This window comes from Clostridium sp. D53t1_180928_C8 (assembly GCF_015667795.1).
GTDB lineage: Bacteria > Bacillota > Clostridia > Clostridiales > Clostridiaceae > Clostridium.
This window is the reverse complement of the sequence record NZ_JADPEL010000033.1, coordinates 15,414-37,832: the sequence shown is the minus strand read 5'-3', so window position 1 is coordinate 37,832 and position 22,419 is coordinate 15,414. Positions and strand designations below refer to the sequence as shown.

General features: G+C 27.8%; 19 protein-coding genes. 16 read left to right on the top strand and 3 right to left on the bottom strand.

Annotated features, from left to right (window positions below):
- Window positions 1-130: 130 nt before the first annotated feature.
- Together I4V51_RS15365 and I4V51_RS15360 are read left to right on the top strand one after the other, a co-directional pair.
- Window positions 131-331, top strand: coding sequence for a hypothetical protein (locus I4V51_RS15365; protein ID WP_195989313.1), 201 nt, complete (start codon window positions 131-133; stop codon window positions 329-331).
- Between the two features lie 137 nt (window positions 332-468).
- Complete coding sequence (locus tag I4V51_RS15360; protein ID WP_195989312.1) at window positions 469-975, top strand: GNAT family N-acetyltransferase; 507 nt, start codon at window positions 469-471, stop codon at window positions 973-975.
- A 175-nt stretch (window positions 976-1,150) separates the two neighbouring features.
- Here the strand turns inward: I4V51_RS15360 and I4V51_RS15355 are convergent, their stop codons facing one another.
- The gene (locus I4V51_RS15355; RefSeq protein ID WP_195989311.1) at window positions 1,151-1,315 is read right to left on the bottom strand and encodes a hypothetical protein; all 165 of its coding nucleotides are present in this window, start codon (window positions 1,313-1,315) and stop codon (window positions 1,151-1,153) included.
- Window positions 1,316-1,636: 321 nt separating this feature from the next.
- Here I4V51_RS15355 and I4V51_RS15350 point away from each other — a divergent pair, with 321 nt between their 5' ends.
- The 11 genes from I4V51_RS15350 to I4V51_RS15295 all read left to right on the top strand — a co-directional run bounded on the left by I4V51_RS15350 (window position 1,637) and on the right by I4V51_RS15295 (window position 16,351).
- Window positions 1,637-1,831, top strand: a complete 195-nt coding sequence (locus tag I4V51_RS15350; protein WP_195989310.1) for a hypothetical protein — start codon at window positions 1,637-1,639, stop codon at window positions 1,829-1,831.
- Between the two features lie 342 nt (window positions 1,832-2,173).
- Window positions 2,174-4,870, top strand: coding sequence for an alpha-mannosidase (locus I4V51_RS15345; protein ID WP_195989309.1), 2,697 nt, complete (start codon window positions 2,174-2,176; stop codon window positions 4,868-4,870).
- 197 nt (window positions 4,871-5,067) lie between these two features.
- The gene (locus I4V51_RS15340) at window positions 5,068-5,931 is read left to right on the top strand and encodes a hypothetical protein (protein ID WP_195989308.1); all 864 of its coding nucleotides are present in this window, start codon (window positions 5,068-5,070) and stop codon (window positions 5,929-5,931) included.
- Between the two features lie 392 nt (window positions 5,932-6,323).
- Window positions 6,324-8,108 carry an adenine deaminase C-terminal domain-containing protein gene (locus I4V51_RS15335; protein WP_195989307.1) on the top strand — a complete coding sequence of 595 codons (1,785 nt, stop codon included), beginning with the start codon at window positions 6,324-6,326 and terminating at the stop codon, window positions 8,106-8,108.
- An 18-nt stretch (window positions 8,109-8,126) separates the two neighbouring features.
- A complete protein-coding gene (ade, locus tag I4V51_RS15330) occupies window positions 8,127-9,869 on the top strand; it encodes an adenine deaminase (RefSeq protein ID WP_195989306.1) in 1,743 nt (580 codons plus the stop codon).
- A 14-nt stretch (window positions 9,870-9,883) separates the two neighbouring features.
- Entirely contained in the window at window positions 9,884-11,449 is a 1,566-nt protein-coding gene (locus I4V51_RS15325; RefSeq protein ID WP_195989305.1) for a xanthine/uracil/vitamin C permease, read from the top strand.
- A gap of 539 nt (window positions 11,450-11,988) precedes the next feature.
- Window positions 11,989-12,285 (top strand): hypothetical protein, encoded by a 297-nt coding sequence (locus I4V51_RS15320; RefSeq protein WP_195989304.1) that lies wholly within the window; start codon window positions 11,989-11,991, stop codon window positions 12,283-12,285.
- 242 nt (window positions 12,286-12,527) lie between these two features.
- Window positions 12,528-13,718, top strand: coding sequence for a diguanylate cyclase (locus I4V51_RS15315; protein ID WP_195989303.1), 1,191 nt, complete (start codon window positions 12,528-12,530; stop codon window positions 13,716-13,718).
- Between the two features lie 241 nt (window positions 13,719-13,959).
- Window positions 13,960-14,289 (top strand): hypothetical protein, encoded by a 330-nt coding sequence (locus I4V51_RS15310; protein WP_195989302.1) that lies wholly within the window; start codon window positions 13,960-13,962, stop codon window positions 14,287-14,289.
- Window positions 14,290-14,382: 93 nt separating this feature from the next.
- Window positions 14,383-15,258, top strand: a complete 876-nt coding sequence (locus I4V51_RS15305) for a hypothetical protein (RefSeq protein ID WP_195989301.1) — start codon at window positions 14,383-14,385, stop codon at window positions 15,256-15,258.
- A 577-nt stretch (window positions 15,259-15,835) separates the two neighbouring features.
- The gene (locus I4V51_RS15295; protein WP_195989300.1) at window positions 15,836-16,351 is read left to right on the top strand and encodes a hypothetical protein; all 516 of its coding nucleotides are present in this window, start codon (window positions 15,836-15,838) and stop codon (window positions 16,349-16,351) included.
- 636 nt (window positions 16,352-16,987) lie between these two features.
- Here the strand turns inward: I4V51_RS15295 and I4V51_RS21220 are convergent.
- Entirely contained in the window at window positions 16,988-18,340 is a 1,353-nt protein-coding gene (locus tag I4V51_RS21220) for a hypothetical protein (RefSeq protein ID WP_243281523.1), read from the bottom strand.
- 213 nt (window positions 18,341-18,553) lie between these two features.
- Here I4V51_RS21220 and I4V51_RS15280 point away from each other — a divergent pair, with 213 nt between their 5' ends.
- Together I4V51_RS15280 and I4V51_RS15275 are read left to right on the top strand one after the other, a co-directional pair.
- Entirely contained in the window at window positions 18,554-19,081 is a 528-nt protein-coding gene (locus tag I4V51_RS15280; RefSeq protein ID WP_195989299.1) for a hypothetical protein, read from the top strand.
- Window positions 19,082-19,291: 210 nt separating this feature from the next.
- On the top strand, window positions 19,292-19,837 hold the full coding sequence (locus I4V51_RS15275) for a hypothetical protein (RefSeq protein ID WP_195989298.1): 546 nt from the start codon (window positions 19,292-19,294) through the stop codon (window positions 19,835-19,837).
- A 155-nt stretch (window positions 19,838-19,992) separates the two neighbouring features.
- Here I4V51_RS15275 and I4V51_RS15270 read toward each other — a convergent pair whose 3' ends face one another.
- The gene (locus I4V51_RS15270; protein WP_195989297.1) at window positions 19,993-21,012 is read right to left on the bottom strand and encodes a PocR ligand-binding domain-containing protein; all 1,020 of its coding nucleotides are present in this window, start codon (window positions 21,010-21,012) and stop codon (window positions 19,993-19,995) included.
- A gap of 266 nt (window positions 21,013-21,278) precedes the next feature.
- On the opposite strand from I4V51_RS15270, the gene I4V51_RS15265 reads away from it, so the two are divergent.
- Window positions 21,279-22,406, top strand: a complete 1,128-nt coding sequence (locus I4V51_RS15265) for a glycerol dehydrogenase (protein ID WP_195989296.1) — start codon at window positions 21,279-21,281, stop codon at window positions 22,404-22,406.
- The last annotated feature ends 13 nt before the right edge of the window (window positions 22,407-22,419 follow it).

Below are 22,419 nucleotides of genomic sequence, written 5' to 3'. Positions count from 1 at the left end.
ATATTTAATAAAGGAGTTTAACATTAGAAGATTTATATGTATATAAATGTAAAATTTATTTAAATTTTCATGTTTTTAGTATACAATAAATATAATAATTAAAAGTTTAATATATGTGAGGAGAGAGATTATGAGAAATAAAAAAAATTGGATAAAAGCTTTTATATTATCAGTTGTTATTGTTGTTGTATATGTTGTCTTGTTTGAAATGTTAGGAGCTGACCAGGAACAAATTGGTATTGTGGTTGCTACAATAATTGTTTTTACTATGCTACTTTGTACATATTCCATCATTGATGAGATAAGAAAATTTAAACATAATAATGAATAACCTTAATATTATATGAGTTAGTTGATTACTAAGCTACTCGATAAATAGGAATTTGTCGGGGAGTACAAGATATATATAATTAGAGATTAAACAATAAAAATTTTACTAAAGTAGAATATTGAAAGTAGGATATTAAGATGAAAAAATTTGAAAGTACACGATTAATTTTAAGAGAATGGTCAAGAGCAGATTTAAATAATCTACATGAAGTTATGTGTAATAAGAAAGTTGCTGATTTAGCTGGGTTTAGAGTAAAAGAAAATATTAAAGAAACTAATGTTGTTTTAGAAAAATTTACTGAGGAACCAGATGATACCATATGGGCAATTGAGTTAAAAGAACTTAATAAAGTGGTAGGATGGATTGAAGTACATACACCTATCGATAATATTTTTAAAGAAGCCAAGGAAATAGGTTTTGTTTTAGCGGAAGCTTTTTGGGGACTAGGTATAGCAATAGAAGCTATAAACGAAATCATTCAGTATTCATTTAATGATAAACAGATTAGTTCTATTGTTTGTTCTCACTTTATTAACAATACACAATCTAAAAAAGTAATTGAGAGAAGTGGGTTCAAGTATAAGATAACCTATAATAATAAAATCTACTATTATTTGAATAATGAAGTTAATTATAAGAAATGAAAATTAAAAAATATGGATTAAGGAATTTTTATGTTTATTTTTTATAAAAGTTTGATATAATATAAATAAGAAAAGCTTAGTGCGACAACACTAAGCAATCCTTAGAACGTTTTTAGTTTTAGGGCTATTGGTTAGATTTATTTAAAATTAAATGAAATCTTATGAAAAAGCACAACTATTCTTGGTCGGATGGAGTGCTTTTTTCATTTGTCTTAAAACTTAATTTAAAACATTTAATACCTATATTCAGTTCAAATTCTAAAAGTTTAGTTTTTGAACTTAAAGCCTTTAGTATAACTATTAATAAAAATATTATAACAATTAACAAAGTAAGTATCATATCCAATACCACCCCCTTAAGCTAAGATGAAAATCATCAATAACCCAAGGTGGGAATACGTACAACCACCGTAGCCATCCTCTACGGCATTTCAAATATTACTTTTAAATTATACCATAATTGGTTATAGAATATACATAAGAAATAAATGGTAACTGACATTGGTAATTAGATGTCAATATGCTTTTACACGTTATAAACTCCTCGATAAATTCCAATTTAGCGATTAAAATTTGAGGGATAATCTTAAACTTTTTAATCATTAAATGTTGAATATAACTATGTCATATACATAATATTATAATTATAGGTGGTGATTATATGGAACGTTATTGTACAAAGTGTAATAATGAGTTAACTAAATGTTTGGCAAGTGGTGGGATAAAAAACTTAACAGTTGTCAAATTGCCTGAAAAAATTTTTACAAGTAAAGAAACAAGTAATGTTTTCCCCTTTGTATGCTCAAATTGTGGATATATAGAGTGGTATGCAGATAAACCTAACAATATAAAGTAACTATAATTATTCTATTGTTAAATTTCAATTTATCGATTGGATATGACGAAGAATTTTAAACTATTACGATTCGAAGGGGTGTCAGTATTGGACATCCTTTTTATGTTATATTGATTTCTACATTATTTCTTATAATTATTACAGTTTTTCTATAAAATTTATAATATTAAGGAAAGTATTAATATCCTATAATGAAGTTAAGAAATTATAGATAATTTATTAATTTATAAAGCTAATGTATACGTATAACATAAGGGTTTAAAAGATTAAATAATCACTAAGTTTATGTAGTAGGAATTTGATAAAAGATTATAGTTAGTAAGTTATAGAGGAGAGATGAAAATGAAAAAAGCACATATTATATCACATTCACATTGGGATAGAGAGTGGTATTTACCATATGAACATCACCATATGCTAGAAATAGAGTTTATGGATACATTAATAAAAACTTTAGAAGAAGATCCAGAGTTTAAAAGCTTTCATTTAGATGGACAAACTATAATGCTTGAGGATTACCTTCAAGTAAGACCTGAAAAGAAAGAAATTTTAAAGAAATTAATAAAAGAAAAAAGAATACATGTTGGACCTTGGTATATACTTCAAGATGAATGGTTAACAAGTAGTGAGGCTAATATTAGAAATTTACAAATAGGACATAGGGATGCAAAGGAATACGGAGATGTATGTAAAATTGGATATTTCCCTGATTCTTTTGGAAATATGGGTCAAGCACCACAAATCTTAAAGGATGCTAATATAAATACAGCTGTATTTGGAAGAGGAGTAAAGCCTACAGGATTTAATAATGAAGTAAGTGATTCTAATAGTTATGAATCACAATTTTCAGAAATGTACTGGCAATCTCCAGATGGTAGCAAGGTTTTAGGAATATTATTTGCAAATTGGTATAATAATGGTTTCGAAGTACCAGCCGATGAAGAAGGAGCTAAAAAGTATTGGAAAAAGAAATTAAGTGATGCAGAAAAGTATGCATCAACTAATCATCTTTTATTTATGAATGGATGTGACCATCAGCCAGTTCAAACAGATTTATCTACTGCTATTAATATTGCTAATAATATATATGATAATGTTGAATTTATTCATTCTAATTTTGAAGATTATGTTGAAGAAGTAAATAAGGAATTAAGAGAAGATTTAGCTGTAATTAAAGGTGAACTTAGAAGTCAAAGAACAGATGGATGGTATACTTTATCTAATACGGCATCAGCTAGAATTTACTTAAAACAAATGAATGCAAAATGTCAAATGTTATTTGAAAAGCTAGCAGAACCTTTAGCTGTTATGGCGCATAAAGCAGGAATGGAATATCCACATGAAACTTTTGTTTATGGATGGAAGACTTTAATGCAAAATCATCCTCATGATAGTATTTGTGGATGTAGTGTAGATGCTGTTCATAGAGAAATGGTAACTAGATTTGAAAAAGCTGAAAATGTTGCTTTATATATAATAAATGAAGCTTTAACTTATCTTTCAAATCATATTGATATTACAGAATTTAAAAATATTTCAGAGGATGCAATACCATTTTTAGTATTAAATCCAACTGGATTTGAAAAGAGTAGAGTTATAGAAACAGAAATAGAAGTATATAAAGAATACTTTGAAGATAACAATAATGACGTAAAACTTTGTGTAAAGAAAGTAAAAGAATATAATGTTCCAGAGTTTAAGGTTATAAATAAAAATGGTTGTGTAATACCATCTAAAATAATAGAAGTTAATGAAAAATTTAACTTTGACCTTCCTAAGGATAAATTTAGAAAACCTTATATGGCTAAAGTAGTTAAGCTTTCAATAGAAGTTAAAGATATGGATAAATTCTCATGGAAGACTTTTGCTTTAGTAGAAGCAGATAAAGCTGAAGAAAATAATGAAAGCTTATTTATATCAGGAAGAGAATTAGAAAATGAATATGTAAAAGTAAAGATTAATGACAATGGATCTATAAATCTTCTTCATAAAGAAAGTAAGAAAGAATATTTAAACCTTTGTTTATATGAGGATTGTGGAGATGTTGGAAATGAATATATTTATGGAGAACCTAAAGGAGTTGCACCTATAATAAGTAGTGATTCTGAAGCAAAAATTAAAGTTTTAGAAGATAGTAGCTTTAGAGCTGTTGTAGAAGTTAAAAATACTATAAAGATTCCAAAATCTGCAGATGATACATTAAAGAAGGAAATCGAGGAATTAATAGAATTTAAATATCGTGAAGCTAAACGTTCAACTGAAATGATAGATATGGAAATAACAACTCTTTATACATTAGAAAGACTAGGTAAAGGTATAAAGGTTAAAACAAGCTTTAACAATGAAGCTTTAGATCATAGAGTAAGAGTTTTATTTGAAACAGATATAAATACTCCATATAATTATGCTGACTCAATTTTTGAAGTAGCAAAGAGAGATAATACCCCAAGTGAAGAGTGGGAAAACCCATGCAATACTCAACATCTACAATATTTTGTTAATGTTCATGATGAGAACTGTGGTTTAACAATTGCAACTAAAGGTTTAAATGAATATGAAATATTGCAAAATGATAAAAATACAATTGCAGTTACAATTCATAGAGGGGTTAGGGAGCTAGGAGACTGGGGAATATTTTATACACCAGAAGCTCAATGTTTAGGGAATATAGAAGCTGAATTTATGATTATACCTCATGGAGATAAGGAAGATTTATATAACAGCTATAAGGAAGCTAATTTATACGAAGTTCAAGATATAACTAAACAAATTAATTTAAAAACTGATAATGTAATAGATTCTAAGCTTAACTTATTTGACTTTGAAAGTAATGAGTGTATATGGTCATCATTAAAGCTTTCAGAGGAAAGTGGAGATATTATTGCAAGATGGTTTAATCCATCTGAAGAATATTCTTCATTAGCTTTAAATACAAATATGTCAGTTTATAATAGTAATGTTTTAGAGGAAACTTTTGATTCAGTAGAAAAATTTATTGAAGTAGAACCATATAAAATTATTACTCTTGCTTTAAAATAGTATATAATAATTAAAATTAAAGGAAGAACTATAGTAATAGAGCTATAGTTCTTTTAATGTTTTATACTTTTCAAAAATATTATTAAATTGTTGATAAATGCAATAAAAAAAGTATTATAGCGATAATATTAGACAATATTAAGAAAGCGTAATATAATTTATATGGATTATAATTCTTGCAAAGGGGATAAATACAAATGAAAAAGAGAGAATTAGTTACTTTATTGATTTCTACAATACTAATATTCGGGGGACTAGTTAGTTGTGGTAATAGCAATATTGAGAATAATTCACCAAAAAGGAAGGGGAAGGAAAGTAAGCCTTCAGTATTATTAACTCCCGTAAAGCTTGATGAAGAAGAAAGTGTTGAAAATACAGAAGATAATAGTAACACAGATGATAATAATAAAGATGATAATAATAGAGATATTAGTAATAATGATGATAGATTATACGATAAAAACAGTTATAGTGAAGAATTAATGGACTATATTCATCAGGGAGATGAAAAAAAGTTTTATGATGTATTAGGTAATCTTACATATTATAGAGATATGAGTTGTATAAGCATAAATGAAATCGATGAGCAAAATCAAATAAAATATAATGTGAGAACTTCTGGAAATATATTAAAAGACAAAGAGATTATTCAAACTGTAGATAGTGAAAAAATTACAGAGCTAAACACACTAAAATCTTTAGTTAATGAGAAGGATATACTAAAGTTACCAATAGTTGAAGGTAATAAGTGGAGCCAGAAGGTTGTTATTGATGATAAGATTTATGTTATGAATCATGAAATAGAAAAAGTTGTTATTGAGACAAGCTATAATAGAAAAAGGGTAGTAGTAAAATCTACTATAGAAAATATTGAGGGTTATGAAGATAACACTTATTATGAAACTGCTGTATATGATAAGGGTGTAGGTCTAGTATATTTAGATATGAAGCCACGTATTGAAGATATTATGAGTGGAAGGTCTGCAACTAGACTTATAGAAAGATTAGAAGGCAGAAAAGGTACTTATAGACCTGTTGATGTAAGTAATATATATAATTAATTAAGGAAAGAACTTTAGCTTAGTGCTAGGTTCTTTTTTTATGGAATGAATTTTTTTGATGTTTGATATAATATTGAAAAAAACCAAAATATTCAAAATATATTATGAAAAATTAAATTAATATATAAAAAAAGAAAAAACAAAGACATATTACAAATATAAATAAAATATTAGAAATTAATTGTTGTATTTAATAAAAAAGTGTGATAGAATTTTCCACAAGATAACACGAATGATTATTTTATAAAAGTAAACAATTATCGTGTTGTATAGAGTGATAACTCGAATTTTAATCCATTAAATTCGTCTAGATACAAACTGCAGGACGGGAAACCTGGTTCGCTATTAATTTAGCCGGGGTATCTAAAGCTTTATTTATTGGAGGTAAAAAAATGAAACAAACAATGACTAACTTAAAACAACTTATTCGTGCAGGAAGGGGGATAATACCAGCACACACTGTAATAGTTAATGGTAACCTAGTAAATGTTATGAGTAGTGAAATCTACAAAGCTGATGTTGCAATTTATGAAGATACAATTGTAGCTGTAGGAAATGTAACAGATTATATAGGAACCGACACAAAGATTATTGATGCAAACGAAAGATATCTAGTACCAGGTCTTATCGATGGACATATCCATAGTGAATGTAGCAAACTTAGCATTACAAGCTACGCTAAAGCTGTAGTTCCTCATGGTACAACAAGTATGATTTCAGGTCTTGATGAATACATTTCAGTATCAGGGTTAGAAGGATTACAAGAAGTATTTAAGGAAATCAAAGCAAGCCCACTTAAGGTATTCTGGGGTGCACCTTACAAGACACCTTATACTTTTCCACAATCAACAGTTGCTTTCAACTTTACAAAAGAAGTACATGAACAAGTTCAACAATGGCCAGAATGTTATGGTGTATGGGAAACAGTTCGTGAATATGTAACAGAAGAAGATGAAAATACTTTAGGAGCAATTGAAGTTGCTGCTAAAAATAGATTACCTGTTTTTGGATGTGCTCCAATGGCTAGAGGTAAAGAGTTAAATGGTTATCTTTGTGCTGGAATTAGATTAGATCATGAGAGTTATGATCATGAAGAGGTAGTAGAAAAGATGCGTAACGGTATGCATATGCTAATTCGTGAATCATCAGTAACTCATTTCCTTAAGGAAAATATAAGAGCAGTAACAGAAGTTAATCCGGCTCTTGCAAGACGTGTAAGTTTTTGTACAGATGATGTGACTGCATCTGATGTTTTAGAAAAAGGTCATTTAGATAATGTAGTACGTTTAGCTATTAATGAAGGTGTTGAGCCAATGACGGCAATTCAAATGGCTACTATTAATAGTGCAGAAGCCTATAGAATAGATCATTTAGTTGGATCAATATCACCAGGAAGAATAGCAGATATTTTATTTGTTGATAATATAGAAACATTTAATGTAAAAACAGTTATAACTAATGGTAAAGTAGTTGCTGAAAATGGTAAGTTAAGCTATGTTCTTAATGCGCCAAAGAGAAGTTCAGTTTTAACTAGTAAATTAAAATGTGCTAAAACTACCAAAGAAGATTTTGAATATAAAGTAGGAATACAAAATGGATGTGCAAAGGTACTTTCAATGGATGTTAAGGGACCTTTTGTTCGTAAGAGAAGAGATGTAGTTTTAGAAGTTAAAGATGGAATAGTACAGCCAAGTCAAATTCAAGATGCAGTAATGGTATCAGTAATTGAGCGTTTTGGGCGTAATGGAAATAAATCTTTAGCATTTTGTTCGGGATGGAATTTAAAGAGAGGTGCAATGGCATCAACAGCAGCACCAGATGATAATAATCTTATTGTTATGGGTGCAAGTGCAGATGATATGTCTATTGCAGTAAATCATTTAATTGAAAATGGCGGAGGACAAGTTGTTGTTGCAGATGGCGAAATCCTTGAATTCTTACCATTACCAGTTGGAGGAATTGTAAGTGATTTAGAACCAGAAGTAATTGCAGAATGGGAAAAGCGTGTTAATAAAGCAGCTAATAAATTAGGGTGTGATTTACCTGAACCATTAATGTACATGTTCTTTTTACCAATAACAGCAATTCCAGATTACGCAATTACAGATGTTGGACCAGTAGATTGTATTGCATTAGATACTTTCGATCCAATTCTTGAGCTTATAGAAAGTAAGTAAGAGCGGGGTGGCTTAAAGATGGAAAGAAAAGATCTTAAAAAACTAATTGATATATCAGCGGGTAGAATACCTGCCGATACAGTTATAAAGAATTGTAATGTTGTTGATGTATATAATGGAACTATTATTAATGGAGATATTGCTATTTCAGATGGATTAATTGCTGGGGTAGGAAAATATGAAGGAAATTCAGTAATTGATGCAGAGGGAAAATATGCTGCTCCAGGATTAATTGATAGTCATATACATATAGAATCATCTTATGTTAGTCCAGAGGAATTAGGAAGACTTATAGTACCTCATGGAACAACAACAATTATTGCAGATCCACACGAAATAGCTAATGTATGTGGATTTAAAGGTATAAACTATATGTTAAAGGCGGCAGAAGGAACAGCACTTGATATTAAAATGATGTTACCTTCAAGCGTTCCAGCAACTCCTTTTGAACATTCTGGTGCTAGAATTGATGCTAAAGATATGATTGAACCTATGAAAAGTGGTAAGCTTCATGGATTAGGAGAATTTATGAACTTCCCTGGGATTGTTTTAGGTCATGATGAAGTATTAGATAAAATTCTTGTAGCTAAAAATGAAGGAAGAGTTATTGATGGACATAGTCCCGGGTTAAAGGGAAATGCTCTTAATGCGTATGCAGCAGCGAAGATTAAAACAGATCATGAATGTGCAACTGTTAATGATATGCATGATAGAATTTCTCGTGGACTTTATGTTATGTTACGTCAAGGTTCAGCCTGCCATGATTTAAGAAATTTAGCTAAAGGTGTTACACCTTATAATAGCAAACGTTGTTTATTATGTGCAGATGATATGCAACCAAAGACTATTTTAAGTGTGGGGCATTTAGATAATAGTTTAAGAATGTGTGTTGAAGAGGGAATTGATCCAATTATAGCAATTCAAATGGCAAGCTTAAATGCCGCTGAATGTTATGGATTAGAAGATAGAGGAGCTATTGCTCCAGGATTAAGAGCAGATATTGTTCTTTTTGATAATCTTAAAGAGTTTAATGTAGATAATGTTTTAATACAGGGAAAAGAAGTAGCACAAGGGGGACAATATAAATTACCAATGGTACTTCATGATATTTCTGATACTAAGGGAAGTTTCCATGTAAAAGATTTTTCAAAGGAAAAATTAAGATTACCTATTAATTCAGACAAGGCATATGCAATTAATATTTTACCAGGTGGAGTAGTTACAAGTAAAAAGGTAGTAACTATTAACCGTGATGAAAATAATGAATTTGTATATGAAGGAGATAAAGATGTTGTTAAAGTGGCTGTAGTTGAACGTCATGAAAATACAGGAAATGTTGCAGTTGCTTTATTAAGAGGTTATGGAATAAAAGAAGGTGCTATTGCACTTTCAATAGCACATGATTCTCACAACATTATAGTAGTTGGTGTAAATGATGAAGATATGACATTTGCTGTTGAGGAACTTATAAAACAAGGTGGAGGAATTGTACTTGTAAAAGATGAAAAAGTCTTAGAAAGTATGCCAATGCCAATAGGGGGACTTATGAGTGATCAAAGTGGTGAATGGGTAGATAAAAAACTTAAGAGTATTCATAAAATAGCTCATGAAATATTAAATGTAAGTGAAACAGTTGAGCCTGTAATGACACTTTGCTTTATGTCATTAGCAGTTATTCCAGAATTAAAGCTTACAGATATGGGATTATTTGATGTGACACAATTTAAATTTATACCAATTGAAGCAGATTTAGAAGATTAATAGGGGAGATAATAATGAATAAAATTAATATAAAGATACCTTTCTTCAGTACTGGAGATGTAGGGGGATTAACATATACAATTACAAATAATATAGTTAACTATCTTATAGTTATAGCAACATTATCAGGAGTTCTTGCATGGCCAGATGAAATAGTTTATGGTCGTGTTATTCCAGGAATGTCTATTGGGCTTTTATTAAGCGGTCTATATTATGCTTATATGGCATACAAATTAGGGAAAAAAGAAGGACGAACAGATGTAACTGCATTACCATCAGGAATATCTACACCAGCAATGTTTGTTATATTATATGGTGTTATAATGCCATTACATTATGCATTAGGTGATCCAGAATTAACATGGTCGGCAGCAGTAGCAGCATGTTTTATTGGAGGGTTTGTTGAATTCATCGGTGGATTTATTGGGCCATGGATGAAAAAGAGAATTCCACGTGCAGCACTTTTAGGAACAGTTGCAGGTATAGGTTTTATATGGATGGCTACTCAAGGTGTATTTGATGTATTTAGTGATCCTGTTATAGGACTTCCAATATTACTTGTAGCTATGGTTGGAGTATTTGGGGGATACTTGTTTAAAGGAAAGTTCCCACCACTTGTTTTTGCAATTATAGGTGGTATCATTTATGCATTATTACTAGGACGTACACAAATAGATTTTTCAGGAATAGGATTCTATTTCCCGAATCCGGCAAACTCTATTCAAGGTCTTATTAATGGATTTGCAGTAGTGTTACCATACTTAACAATAATAATTCCAATTGAAATTTATAACTTTATTGAAACAATGGATAATGTTGAAGCAGCTAATGCAGCTGGGGATAATTATAGTATTAGGGAAGCTCAATTTGCAGATGGTATTTGTACGATGATCTCTGCTACTTTAGGTGGAGTTGTACCAAACACTGTATGGCTTGGACATGCTGGACTTAAGAAGTCAGGCGCTGGAATAGGTTTCTCATGGTTAGGTGGAGTTTTACTTGGTTTAGCAGGTATATTTGGATTATTCACATTCTTTAGTGAATTAGTACCACCAGCAATTGCAGCAATAACTTACTTATGGTGTTCAGTTGTTATGGTATCACAAGCATTTAAGCATTGTAATGTTAAGCATTATGCGGCAATTGCAGTAGCGATGGTACCTCCAGTTGCAGATTACCTATTTACTCAAATTACAGGATCAGTAGGATTTGCCGATGTTTGGACAGAGGTATTACCAAATGGAGTAGAGGGATATGCAGTTGAAGTATCTCAATACTTAATTGATCATGGTGTAATGTGGAGAGGCGTTGCTGAAGTTAAATCAGGAGCAATAATAATAGGTATTATTTTAGGAACAATAACAGCATTTATTATTGATAAGAGATTAGATAAGGTAGCTATAACAGCACTATTTGCAGCAGTACTTGCTTTATTTGGATTTATACATAGTGCTTCATTAGGTATATACTTAACATCACCTTTTGTAGCAGGGTATTTAGTTGTAGCAGTTATAAGTTATATTCTTCATTTAGGCCGTGGAAAATGGTTTGATGCTCCAGAAAACTTCGAATATGTATAATAGTTACTATAGGTATATATATTTTAGTATAAAAAAGGGTAGCTGTAAATTTTCAACTGGTTCGGTTTTAGGGTATAAAAAAACTAAAATAACATAGAAATTCTAATTAAAAATTACACAGTTCTAAAACGGCTATTTTAGTCGATTTAGAACTGTTTTTTTTGCTAAATAATAATATAAAATTACAAAAAAATCGGACTGTTAATAAAATAATTAATTGGAAAACCTTTAATTCTAAGTGGGTTTGCGATGATTGTGGAGAAGAATTTGAAATTTCTATTCTTAACAATATGAAAAGTTTCTTTCTACATATGTTAAAAAACAAAATGTATTATAGATATTTATATTGTAATAAATGCAAAAAGAAAAAATGGTGTCGTTGTATTTTTAAAGATAATTAAAGTTATTCGAACTAAAAAGTCAGCAAATATGCTAACTTTTGCTTTACTATTTTATTGTGTAAGTAAATATTAATAATTAATGATGATTTTTATGAATATATATTATTATATTAATAATTAAATATATTAGGAGTGTTTATGAAGGAAACAGTTAGGGTTACTAAGTGGGTTGCAGGTGGTATTGAAGCTTTATTAGGTATTCCTGTACTAGGGGCAAGTATAATTCTTGGATTAGCATGGACTCCATTATTTATTATGTTAGCATTTCATATTGTTAATTTAGTGCTATCTAAAAAGGAGAATTTACCTATTGCAGGTAGTGTTTTGGGAATCGTTGGTAATGCTATTGGATGGATACCTTTTGTTGGAATGATAATGCATATTTTAACGGCTATATTTGTAATGATGGAAGCTTATAAGACAATGAGAGAGTAAAAGTAATAATAAGTAAGGAACTATAGTTATAGCGCTATAGTTCTTTTTATTTTAAAAGAAAAATTATATAAAACAATTTTTTAAATTACCAATGATAATATTTACATTTATATTTTTGGATATTTTGTATAGAAAGTATATAAATTATCTGTTAGAATTATCAGCATGTAAAAAAATATATAATAATGTCGAATTTATTACTTTGTGTTTAAAGTGTGAAAAAATAGGAGGTATTTTACTGTATGGAGTATTCTTTATTAATTAGTATAATTGAAAACTCACAATCAGGATTCATTTTGTTAGATGAAAATAGAAGGGTTTTATATACTAATAAAATAGTAAATAATTACTTAGGGATTAATAAAAATGAACTTATTGGGAATTATTTTAATTGTAATCTTCCCATTAAAGAGAAAGTAATATGCTCACTTGGTAGTCAATGCAATAGCTGTATATTAAACAATTCAATTAAAGAAGTTTTTCAATCAAAGAAAAGTAAAACAATATATGATTTTGAAATTAAGAAAAATAATTTGAATTTAAAAGTTTCTCTTACTATAGCTTTACATTTGAATAAATATATAACATTAGAAGTAGAAGACATTTCTAATAGTTATTATAAGTTAAGTTTTTTAACTAAATTAGCTAATAAATCTAAGGATTTTATGGCTTTTAAAAATAATTCTTTAAAATATGAATATTTAAATAAGGGTTTTGCTGATTTTATTAATAAGGATCAGGATTACATAATTGGAAAGACTGATTTAGATTTAGTAAATGAAAATTTATTTTCTAAAGTATTATACGAACAATGCTTAGTTGGGGATATGAAAGCATTAAAAAGTGGGTATTATTATGGAATTGAAACTATAGGAGATAGATATTTTAGAGTATCTAAGGAAAAAATTGATAATGGATTACTCTGTATAGCCCGTGATATAACTGATGAAATGAAGGCTATAGCTATTTCTGAAACCGATTCTTTAACAGGATTATATAATAGAAATAAGTTTATGAAAGTTATTGATGAAATATATAGTGAGAAGAAAAATTACTTTTTAGCTTTAATTGATTTAGATGATTTAAGAAATTTAAATAATAAGTATGGTCATTTAAAGGGAGATAATTATTTAAATATGCTTGCTAGTGTTCTTAAAGAAAGCGCTGATGCAACTTTCTTTAGAATAGGTGGAGATGAGTTTGCAGCTTTAATTCAGTGTAATGGTGATAGAAATTGTACCAAGCATGTTGAAGATATATTTACAGATGTTTTTAATAGCTTAAATAGTGTAAATTTTAATCCTAAGCTTTCTATAAGTGTGGGAATTAAAAAGCTTGATTTAAATAAAGATTACCTAACAAACTATGAAGAAACGGACAAGCTGCTTTACAAAGTAAAAGAAAGTGGTAAGAATAGTTTTATTATTGGGTAATTGAATAGTATAGTATTAACAAAATATGCTATAATTAACTTATAATTGTATTATTATGACAAGTAGTTTGATATTTAAATTAGTAAATAAAATAGAATTTTGTGAAAAGATAAAGAATTGACTAAATGGTTTTATTAGTTCATCTATAGGAAAAATTTTAACTTTGCATTTTACAATTATATTAATAAAAGAAGATTGGGAGTTTAAAGGAAAGTAATTTTAGGGTAAAGGGGAATTTAAGATGATTAAGAAATTAAATGAATTAAAAAAAGAATTTCTTCCAGAGTGTGAAATGATAATAGATTTTAATGGAATAGCTAGTACTACAGATGATATTAAAAATGTATTAATTGAATATTGTAATAAAGAGAAAAAGAATTTAGTTATATTAAAATATGGCATGACACCTATTGTCAAAATTGATGGAGAAACTTATATAGTAAGAGTTGATCAATTTTTTGGTTTAATGGGAGGAGGACGTAAACTTAATAGTAATTATCCACTACCTTATTTCGGACGTGGTGTAAATCAAAGACTATACGTGTATCCTTATGAATATAATGAAGAGTAATGTATAATTGAATTAATGTTAAGTGATTTGAATTTTTTATTAATATATATATAAGCTAATGAATAATTATGTTATTTTGAGAGGAAGTTTTAAATGAATAAAAAGCTAATTTTAAAATTATTATTATTAATATTATCTTTATTACTTATTTCATGTGGGAAAAAAGATAATATTCCTGAATTTAATTCAAACAAAGCTAATAACGAAACTCAAGGTTCTATAAAAAAAGAAGAGAATAACGTAAATCAAGATACTAACAATCCTGAATTATTTATTGTTGCAGGAGGAAGTAATAAAGTACCTGGAATTTGCGAATATTATTTAAAGGAAATTAATGTTACCTCAAGAATCAAACCTTCAATTATTAATGAAAACTCTTCCTACTATGATATAGAAAACAATGGTAATATTTATATAGATGTAATTTTTGATATATATAGTTTGATTAATGAAGCTAAAATGGCTGAGGATATAATAACTACAAAAATAAAAATCAAAAATAATGAGTATTCTTGTTTTTCTCTTGTAGAGAGTACTGATGGATCTAATTTAGAAAAAGATGATTCAATAAACCCGCTAGAAACAAGAAGCATTCATTACGTAGCCGAAGTACCTATAGCTGATTCCACTACTGATGAATTAGAAATTATATTAACTATAAATGGAAAGAATTTTAGTAATAAATTTGATTTATCCAGTTTTCAAAGTTCAGTAAATGAAAATACACAACAAAATACTCAACCGAAAGAAAAACAAGGCTTAACTGAAGAAGAATACTATATAATATTAAAAGAAGCTAAGCAACAGCAACAGAATTATATTGATTCTATTGATGATCCTAAAGTTAAACAATCAGTACAAACTGCATATTCTGCTGTTATTGCAGAATCAACAGCATTATATATAAAATATCCAGAGGATACTGATACTATAGATGCGGCTTTAAATCGAGTTCTTAATGGTGAATAATCTTAACATATTACCAATAAAAAAGGGGGATGGGAGTGTGTTATTATTCAAAAGTGTATTAATTGTAAAAAGAGTTTTTCATATATAGAATTGCTATTTTCTATATGGTCATTTTCGGGATATAAAAAAATAGAATGTAAAAATTGTAATACTGTATTAAAAATTAGTAATATATCTAGATTAATAATAGCGATGTTAGTACCGTTACCATTATTAATTCAAACATATTTATTTGAATTAAAGATTAATGTTTTAGTATTGTATATAATATATTTATTATTAATTATTTCAGTAAGTCCATTAATAGTAAGATATAAATTAATAGAATAACATTAAATTAATGCAAAATAAAGGATGCCTTCATTGGCATCCTTTTTGTTAGTTATATTTATATATTCTTTTAAAACAGAGCTATTATATTGAGAACTAATTAATAAAAGTTAATGTTTAAAAATTTGATAGCATGATATTGTAATCAATGTGTAAATTATACTTTATTTAGTATATAATTATGTTGTTATGGAAGTTAGTTGTATTTTAAAATTAATAGATAAATAGAGATTTGTAGGAGGATTGTATGGGCAAAATATTAGGTTCTTGGAGCAATATGCGTAAATATCTTGAAAAAGAAATGCTTGCCGAAAGTTTACATGGGAGGATTAGATATAACTGCACTTCCTATGTTGGTATGGATGGGTGTCATATTTTTGAAGTCTATATTGATAATAAATTGGTAAAACAATTTTCCTGGGAAACAGTTAATACATATTTTATAAAAAATAATTATAAAAAAAATATTAAACCTATGGATATTGAAAGTTATTGGAAAGATTTTTGGAGTCTTATGGATACAATACCTTTACATTCTAGGACTGAATATACTGATAATGAATTCTGCGATGCTCTTGAAAATTATCGCAATAAGAGTATTCAAGAAAGTATAAATTCGGATAATCCTTTGGTAAGGATGTTTGCTATATTAGATAGACGTATTGGCAAAAGAACTCTTACAAATATGAAGGAAGCGTTAGGAAATCAAACAGAATGGCTGAAATATTTTTACCAGTTAAGATTAGATTCAGAGAATATGTAGAATTGTCATAAATTTTAATCTATATAGTAGAATTAACTATATTATTGAAATAGACGGGGGTTAAATAATGAGTAGAAGCAAAATTTTCAGTATTTTAATTGTGATTTTGTTATTGAGCTTAAGTTTGGTTGCTTGTAGCAAAGTATAAATTATTTTACCAAATGAAGCTGATTTAGAAAGCATAGTTTTATCAGAATCTACAGAAGAAAATAATAAACATATTACCATTGCTGATAATGAAGAAATAAAAAATATTATTGATAGCATTAAATCGAATTCTAAAAAAACAAATAAGGAATCTATTAATGACATACCAACAAATGTAGGCTATTATATAAAATTAGAGTTTTCTCATTCTAAAGGTGGAAGTAGTGTAGCTTATGCATATAAAATGGAAGATAGATATTATATTGAACAACCTTATAATGAGATTTGGGAGATAACACAAGAATTATATGATAATATAAATACGTTATCCAAGCCTAAATAGCACAAATTTAAATTTGTATGATAGAATAATTTAATGTTTAGGATAAATATAAAATCTGCCTGAAAGGGAAAAAAGGTATTCCTTTCGAGGCAGATTAATTTAATTGAAGTATTAGTTAAAATAAAAAAGATTTTAATGATAACTTATTAATAAGTAATTTCATTATCTTTTTCAATGCTAAAATTTGTACAATGTTGATCTAAATTATTATTAAATATTACGTTTTGATATTCAGGTATAATGTAGGGTAGTCTAAATGGAGTATTATAATGTATATAATTTACTATATTACATCCAAAGGTAGTAGTATTTTCATTAACATTTATTTTATAAAGAACATATCCTTTAAGATCAGTAGAGCCAAATGGATAACTTATAGCACCACTAATTTTATCGCTTTGCTCAACATGTCCAAATAAATCAGTATTAATAATAGACCCATGATTTAACCTAGGTATAGAGGCAGTATATTTTATTCCTTCATTTTCATATAATAACCTTCCGTTTATAAGCTCTAAATCTTCGGAAGCAGTAATTGTAAATCCGTCATTCCAATAGGATTCTCCATTTTCCCAGTTAAAAAATTCAATAGCATACATTTTAGTATCAGGTAGTTCTATAAAAATAGTTGTGGCTTTTAAATTTATTTTACCAGGAGAATTAAAGTTTAAGTTTTCACTGAAACTTTCAATGCATAAAGCATCTTTAATAAGAGAGATATCTTCATCAGCTATATCATTAAGTATATCATGAGGAAAGCCTTTATTTATTAATATATCCATAGTTGATGAAGATTCAACTGGAATAAATTCTTTAGATTTTAGTTGAATATGATTTGAAATTAAACAACAAACAGTAACTAAAAGAGCACAACTTATTATGTAGGATATAAAAATATTTTTATTGCTAAGTTTTATATTATGATTTGAAGTTGTACAATTAATATCTTCTAAATCATATCTTAATTCATATAATGAGTAAAAAGTATAAAAGTAATAAATAATAATTATTATAAATACAAGCCAAAGTTGTCCCAATAGAGTTAGGCCTAAAGTTATAACTAGTATATACCAAATAATTAGCATTAAAATAGGATCTCTACTTGGAGTTAAGTTATTCTTATGGAATATATTTTTAAGGCCTTCTCTAAAAACAATTAAAAAAATTAATCGAAAGGTTGTTAAAAGTACTGAGCGTATAAAAGTATGTTCAAATTCTATGTTTAATGGTGTAGATATGTATATTAAGTTTGTTAGATTAATAACTATATTTATTATAGAAAAAATCCAAGTAGAATGAAAAAATTTATTTTCATTTCTTAAATCTCTAAATCCAATATATAAAAGTATTGTTCCTATAGTAGGTAAAATATATTGTAATCCCCAGAAATTAAGGCTTATTACGTTTAGCATAAATCCTAATGTGATATTTTTTATAGAATTATGCCAAAAATTTCTTCTGTAATCATCTTGTAAAGATATTGTTAAATTATTAGTCATACTTATGGTGTATCTCCTTTTAAGTAAAATTTTATATTTTGATATAATATGATTATTTCTTGTATTAATAATACAATATTAACATAAAATACAAAAAAATTAAAATCTAGCACGAATATTTTATTAAAGGCATAACTATATTCGACAATTAAAACAAAAGAAAATTGTTATAATTAATAGTAATAAGTCAAATTCAGAAAAGGGGAGGATATAATGAAAGGTAAGCAAAAAACTAAAGTAGAAGCTGAAATGATAGAGTTTGTTATACGGTGTTCAGATAATGAGATTTGGATAAGTATAGAGAGCATGGTAGTTAATAAAATTATAGAAAATGCTTTTAAAGCTGAATTAAGAAAAAAAGAAGTAAGTAAAATATGTTCTAATATATGTGAAGAGCTTAATTCTATATTTGATATTAGAAATAATAAGAGATCATTAATGAACATAATAAATGCAACAAGTATGAGTGAGAGAAAGTTAAGTTTAATGACCCTATCGTTGGCTAGTTATAGGGAATTTGATGTATTTGGAAATGAGATTAAGGTTGAACCACAAATATTAATAGAGCCTAATAGAACCCAATTACCTTATCTAGAGATAAATAATGAGTTTAGCAAGTTGGTTAATTATATTTATGATAATAAGAAAAAGTTAATTAATTTTGCTAGTATATTGTACTGGGCTAGCACTGATGCTTATTATGATTATAGAAGTAGATTGGAAAGTGAAGTTAGTTATTAAAACAGAAAATTATAAATAAAAAGCAAATTAAAATATCTCATATTTTGGTATAGGATATTTTAGTTTGCTTTTTTGTTATAAGAATTAAATTAATTATTTGTGGAGATAAGAAGTAAAATTAACATTTAATTTTAAGTAAAAGATGTATAAAAAGTTATACTAATAAGAAAAAATGTAAGGGAGGGGAGATTATAGTTAGGAGCAAAATTTATGAGTGATAATCAAGAAGAAAAGATTAAGTGTACAATACCAATTAAAGTTAATTATTATGAGGAGTTATTTAATGGGTTTGATTATAGAGATGTTAAGGAACGAAGTATTAATAGTGATTTAGATGAATGGATTCAAGAGTATATTTTAAGAGTACCATATAAGTTGAAAAATATTTATGTTGAGCTATTAGTAAATATGCCATTAGAGGTTAGGGATGAAAATAAAGAAGAAGTATCAAAAGAAAGCATAATAAACTCATATAGGGAATTTTTAAAGAAAGAAAAAAAGTTGAGTTTTATGGGGGTAGTAAGGATAGGTTATTATATAGTTGCCGCAGCAATTCTTTTATCTTGTTGGTACTTCATTAAAAGTTCTAAAGGTGAATCATTGTTAACATCATTGTTGGACTCGGGAGGAACAGTATTGTTGTGGGAGATTATGACTTTAATATTTATAGAAAGCAAGAATTTTAAGTATAGGGTTAGAGTTAATAAGAAGTTAAGTAATATGGATATAGTATTTAGATATTTAGAGGATATTTAGTGTAATTATGAATAGTAAGATTTAAATTTTATGATAATAAGTAGGCTTAGTTTTAATTAGAGAATGGGTTACTAATTAGTATAAGCAAACTAGTACAATAATATTTTTGAATTACTGAATTAGTTTGCTTATATGCACTATTACCAACAAAGATATTATTTTTTAGTATATTTTCTATATAAGAAGGGAGTTAATCCTTCTTGTTTTTTAAAGGTTTTTATGAAATAACCAGCTTCATTAAAACCAAGGTTATCACTAATTTCAGAAATACTCATATTTGTTGATTCAAGTAATTCCTTAGACCATTCTATTTTTAAAGAAGAAACATAGGTTGAGAAGTTTTGTCCAACTTCTTTTTTAAAGACTCTACTAAAGTAACTTGGACTTATATGACATAAATTTGAAGCTTTTTCTAATGATACGTTTTCATTTTTGTTTTTATGTATATAATCAATAGCTGGCTTTAATATTGAGTTAGATAAAAAATCTTTGTTAAAGGATAAATCTTTTATATGGGAGTTTGTAATGGCATATGAAAGTTCGTCCTTTAAGTTTTTAATATTATTTTCATTATAGCTAGATAAATTTAAATCATTATTAGGCAAGTTTTTATTTAAAATTTCTTTTTCATACATTTCAATAATAAAGCTTTTATTTAATGATTCTTCTACTATATAATTACATAACTTAAATAACATATCTGCAATATTTTCTACTTCTTCATAAGATAAGCTAGGTAAATTTAAATAAAGATCATTTAAATCATGTAATTCAAGATTTCCAGGTAGTGTTAGAATTTTTTCTAAGGATTCTTCATCCTTTTTATTTTTCAATTTAACTTGGCCAGCCATAATGGCACCAATATATTTATCATCTATTATTATAGGAATTGCAATATCAACAATATTATAATGACATAAGTAAATATAAGGTTTATTTATTCGGACAGCCTCTAATCCTCCTCTAGAATCGCACTTTTGACAATAAGAAGCAAGTTTAGGGTTATTTCTAACAGAATTACAAAACTCACTGCAAAAGCTATGATTAGATACAGGAACTCCTTTATAATCTACAGTAATAATAGCAAGTTTAGTTACTATGGAAAGTGAATCCTGAAGGCTTTGCCATTTATTTAAATCTATAATTTTATTTAAGTTTAATTGTTCACTTTTCATTTAAATCTCCTTTAAGAATTTATATCTTATATAATGACATTTTATCATACAACTGTTGAAATAACTAATGTTATAGGGGTATCCATTATAAATAATAAGTATGATATCAAAAATATATAATTACTATTAAAAATGACAAGAAATTACGATTTTAAATTGCAATATCTTGTCATTAAAATTCAATGTAAATGTATACAATGGTTGCTATAATAAGCTCATAGAAAGAACAAGAAATTAATTAGGGAATTTTAGAGGAGGATTTATTTATGAGAAAAGCATTTATTTGTCCAGTTAAATATGTACAAGGTGAGGACGAGCTGTTAAATTTAGGATATTTTATAAAAACATTTGGAGAATCAGCTCTTTTAATTGCTCATAAAGATGATATAGAACGTGTAAGAACAAAATTAAATATGACTGCAGAAAAATTTGGAGTTAAATTTATAGAAAGTAACTTTAATGGTGAGTGTTCACGTAAGGAAGTTGCAAGATTACAAGAGTTAGCAAAAGAAAATTCATGTTCATGCACAATAGGACTTGGTGGAGGAAAGGCAATAGATACTGCAAAATGTGTTGCAGAAGGTGATTCATTAATAATAGTACCAACTATTGCGGCAACAGATGCACCAACTAGTCATTCAGCAGTGTTATATACAGAAGATGGAGCATTTGATGACTATGCATACTTTAAACAAAGTCCAAGCGTAGTACTTATAGATACAACAGTAATTGCAAAAGCACCTACAAGATTCTTAGTTTCAGGAATGGGAGATGCATTATCTACTTATTTTGAAGCAAGAGCAACATCAAAGGCTTATGCTAATGTAAATGCAGGTTTACCTTGTGGAGCTAGAGAGGGAGATTGTGCACCAGCTAAAGGAACAAATACAGCTTTAGCACTTGCAAAATTATGCTATGAAACATTATTAAGTGATGGTAAAAAAGCTAAAGAGGCATGTGAGTGCAATTTAGTAACTCAATCATTAGAAAATATAATTGAAGCAAATATATTATTATCAGGATTAGGATTTGAAAGTGGCGGATTAGCTGCAGCACATGCTATTCATGATGGATTAACTATATTAGAAGGAACACATAAGTATTTCCATGGAGAAAAAGTTGCATTTGGAACTTTAGCACAATTAGTTCTTGAAAATGCACCTAATGAAGAAATAGAAGAAGTATTAGATTTCTGTTTAGAAGTAGGTCTTCCAGTGTGTCTTTCAGATATAGGAGTTGATGAAATCTCAGAGGAAGAATTAATAGAGGTAGCTAAAAAATCATGTATACCAGAAGAATCAGTACATTCAATGCCATTTGATATTACAGTAGAAGCTGTAGCAGCGGCAATAATGGTTGCAGATAAATTAGGAAGAGAATATAAAAATAGATAGTAGAGGTAGATTA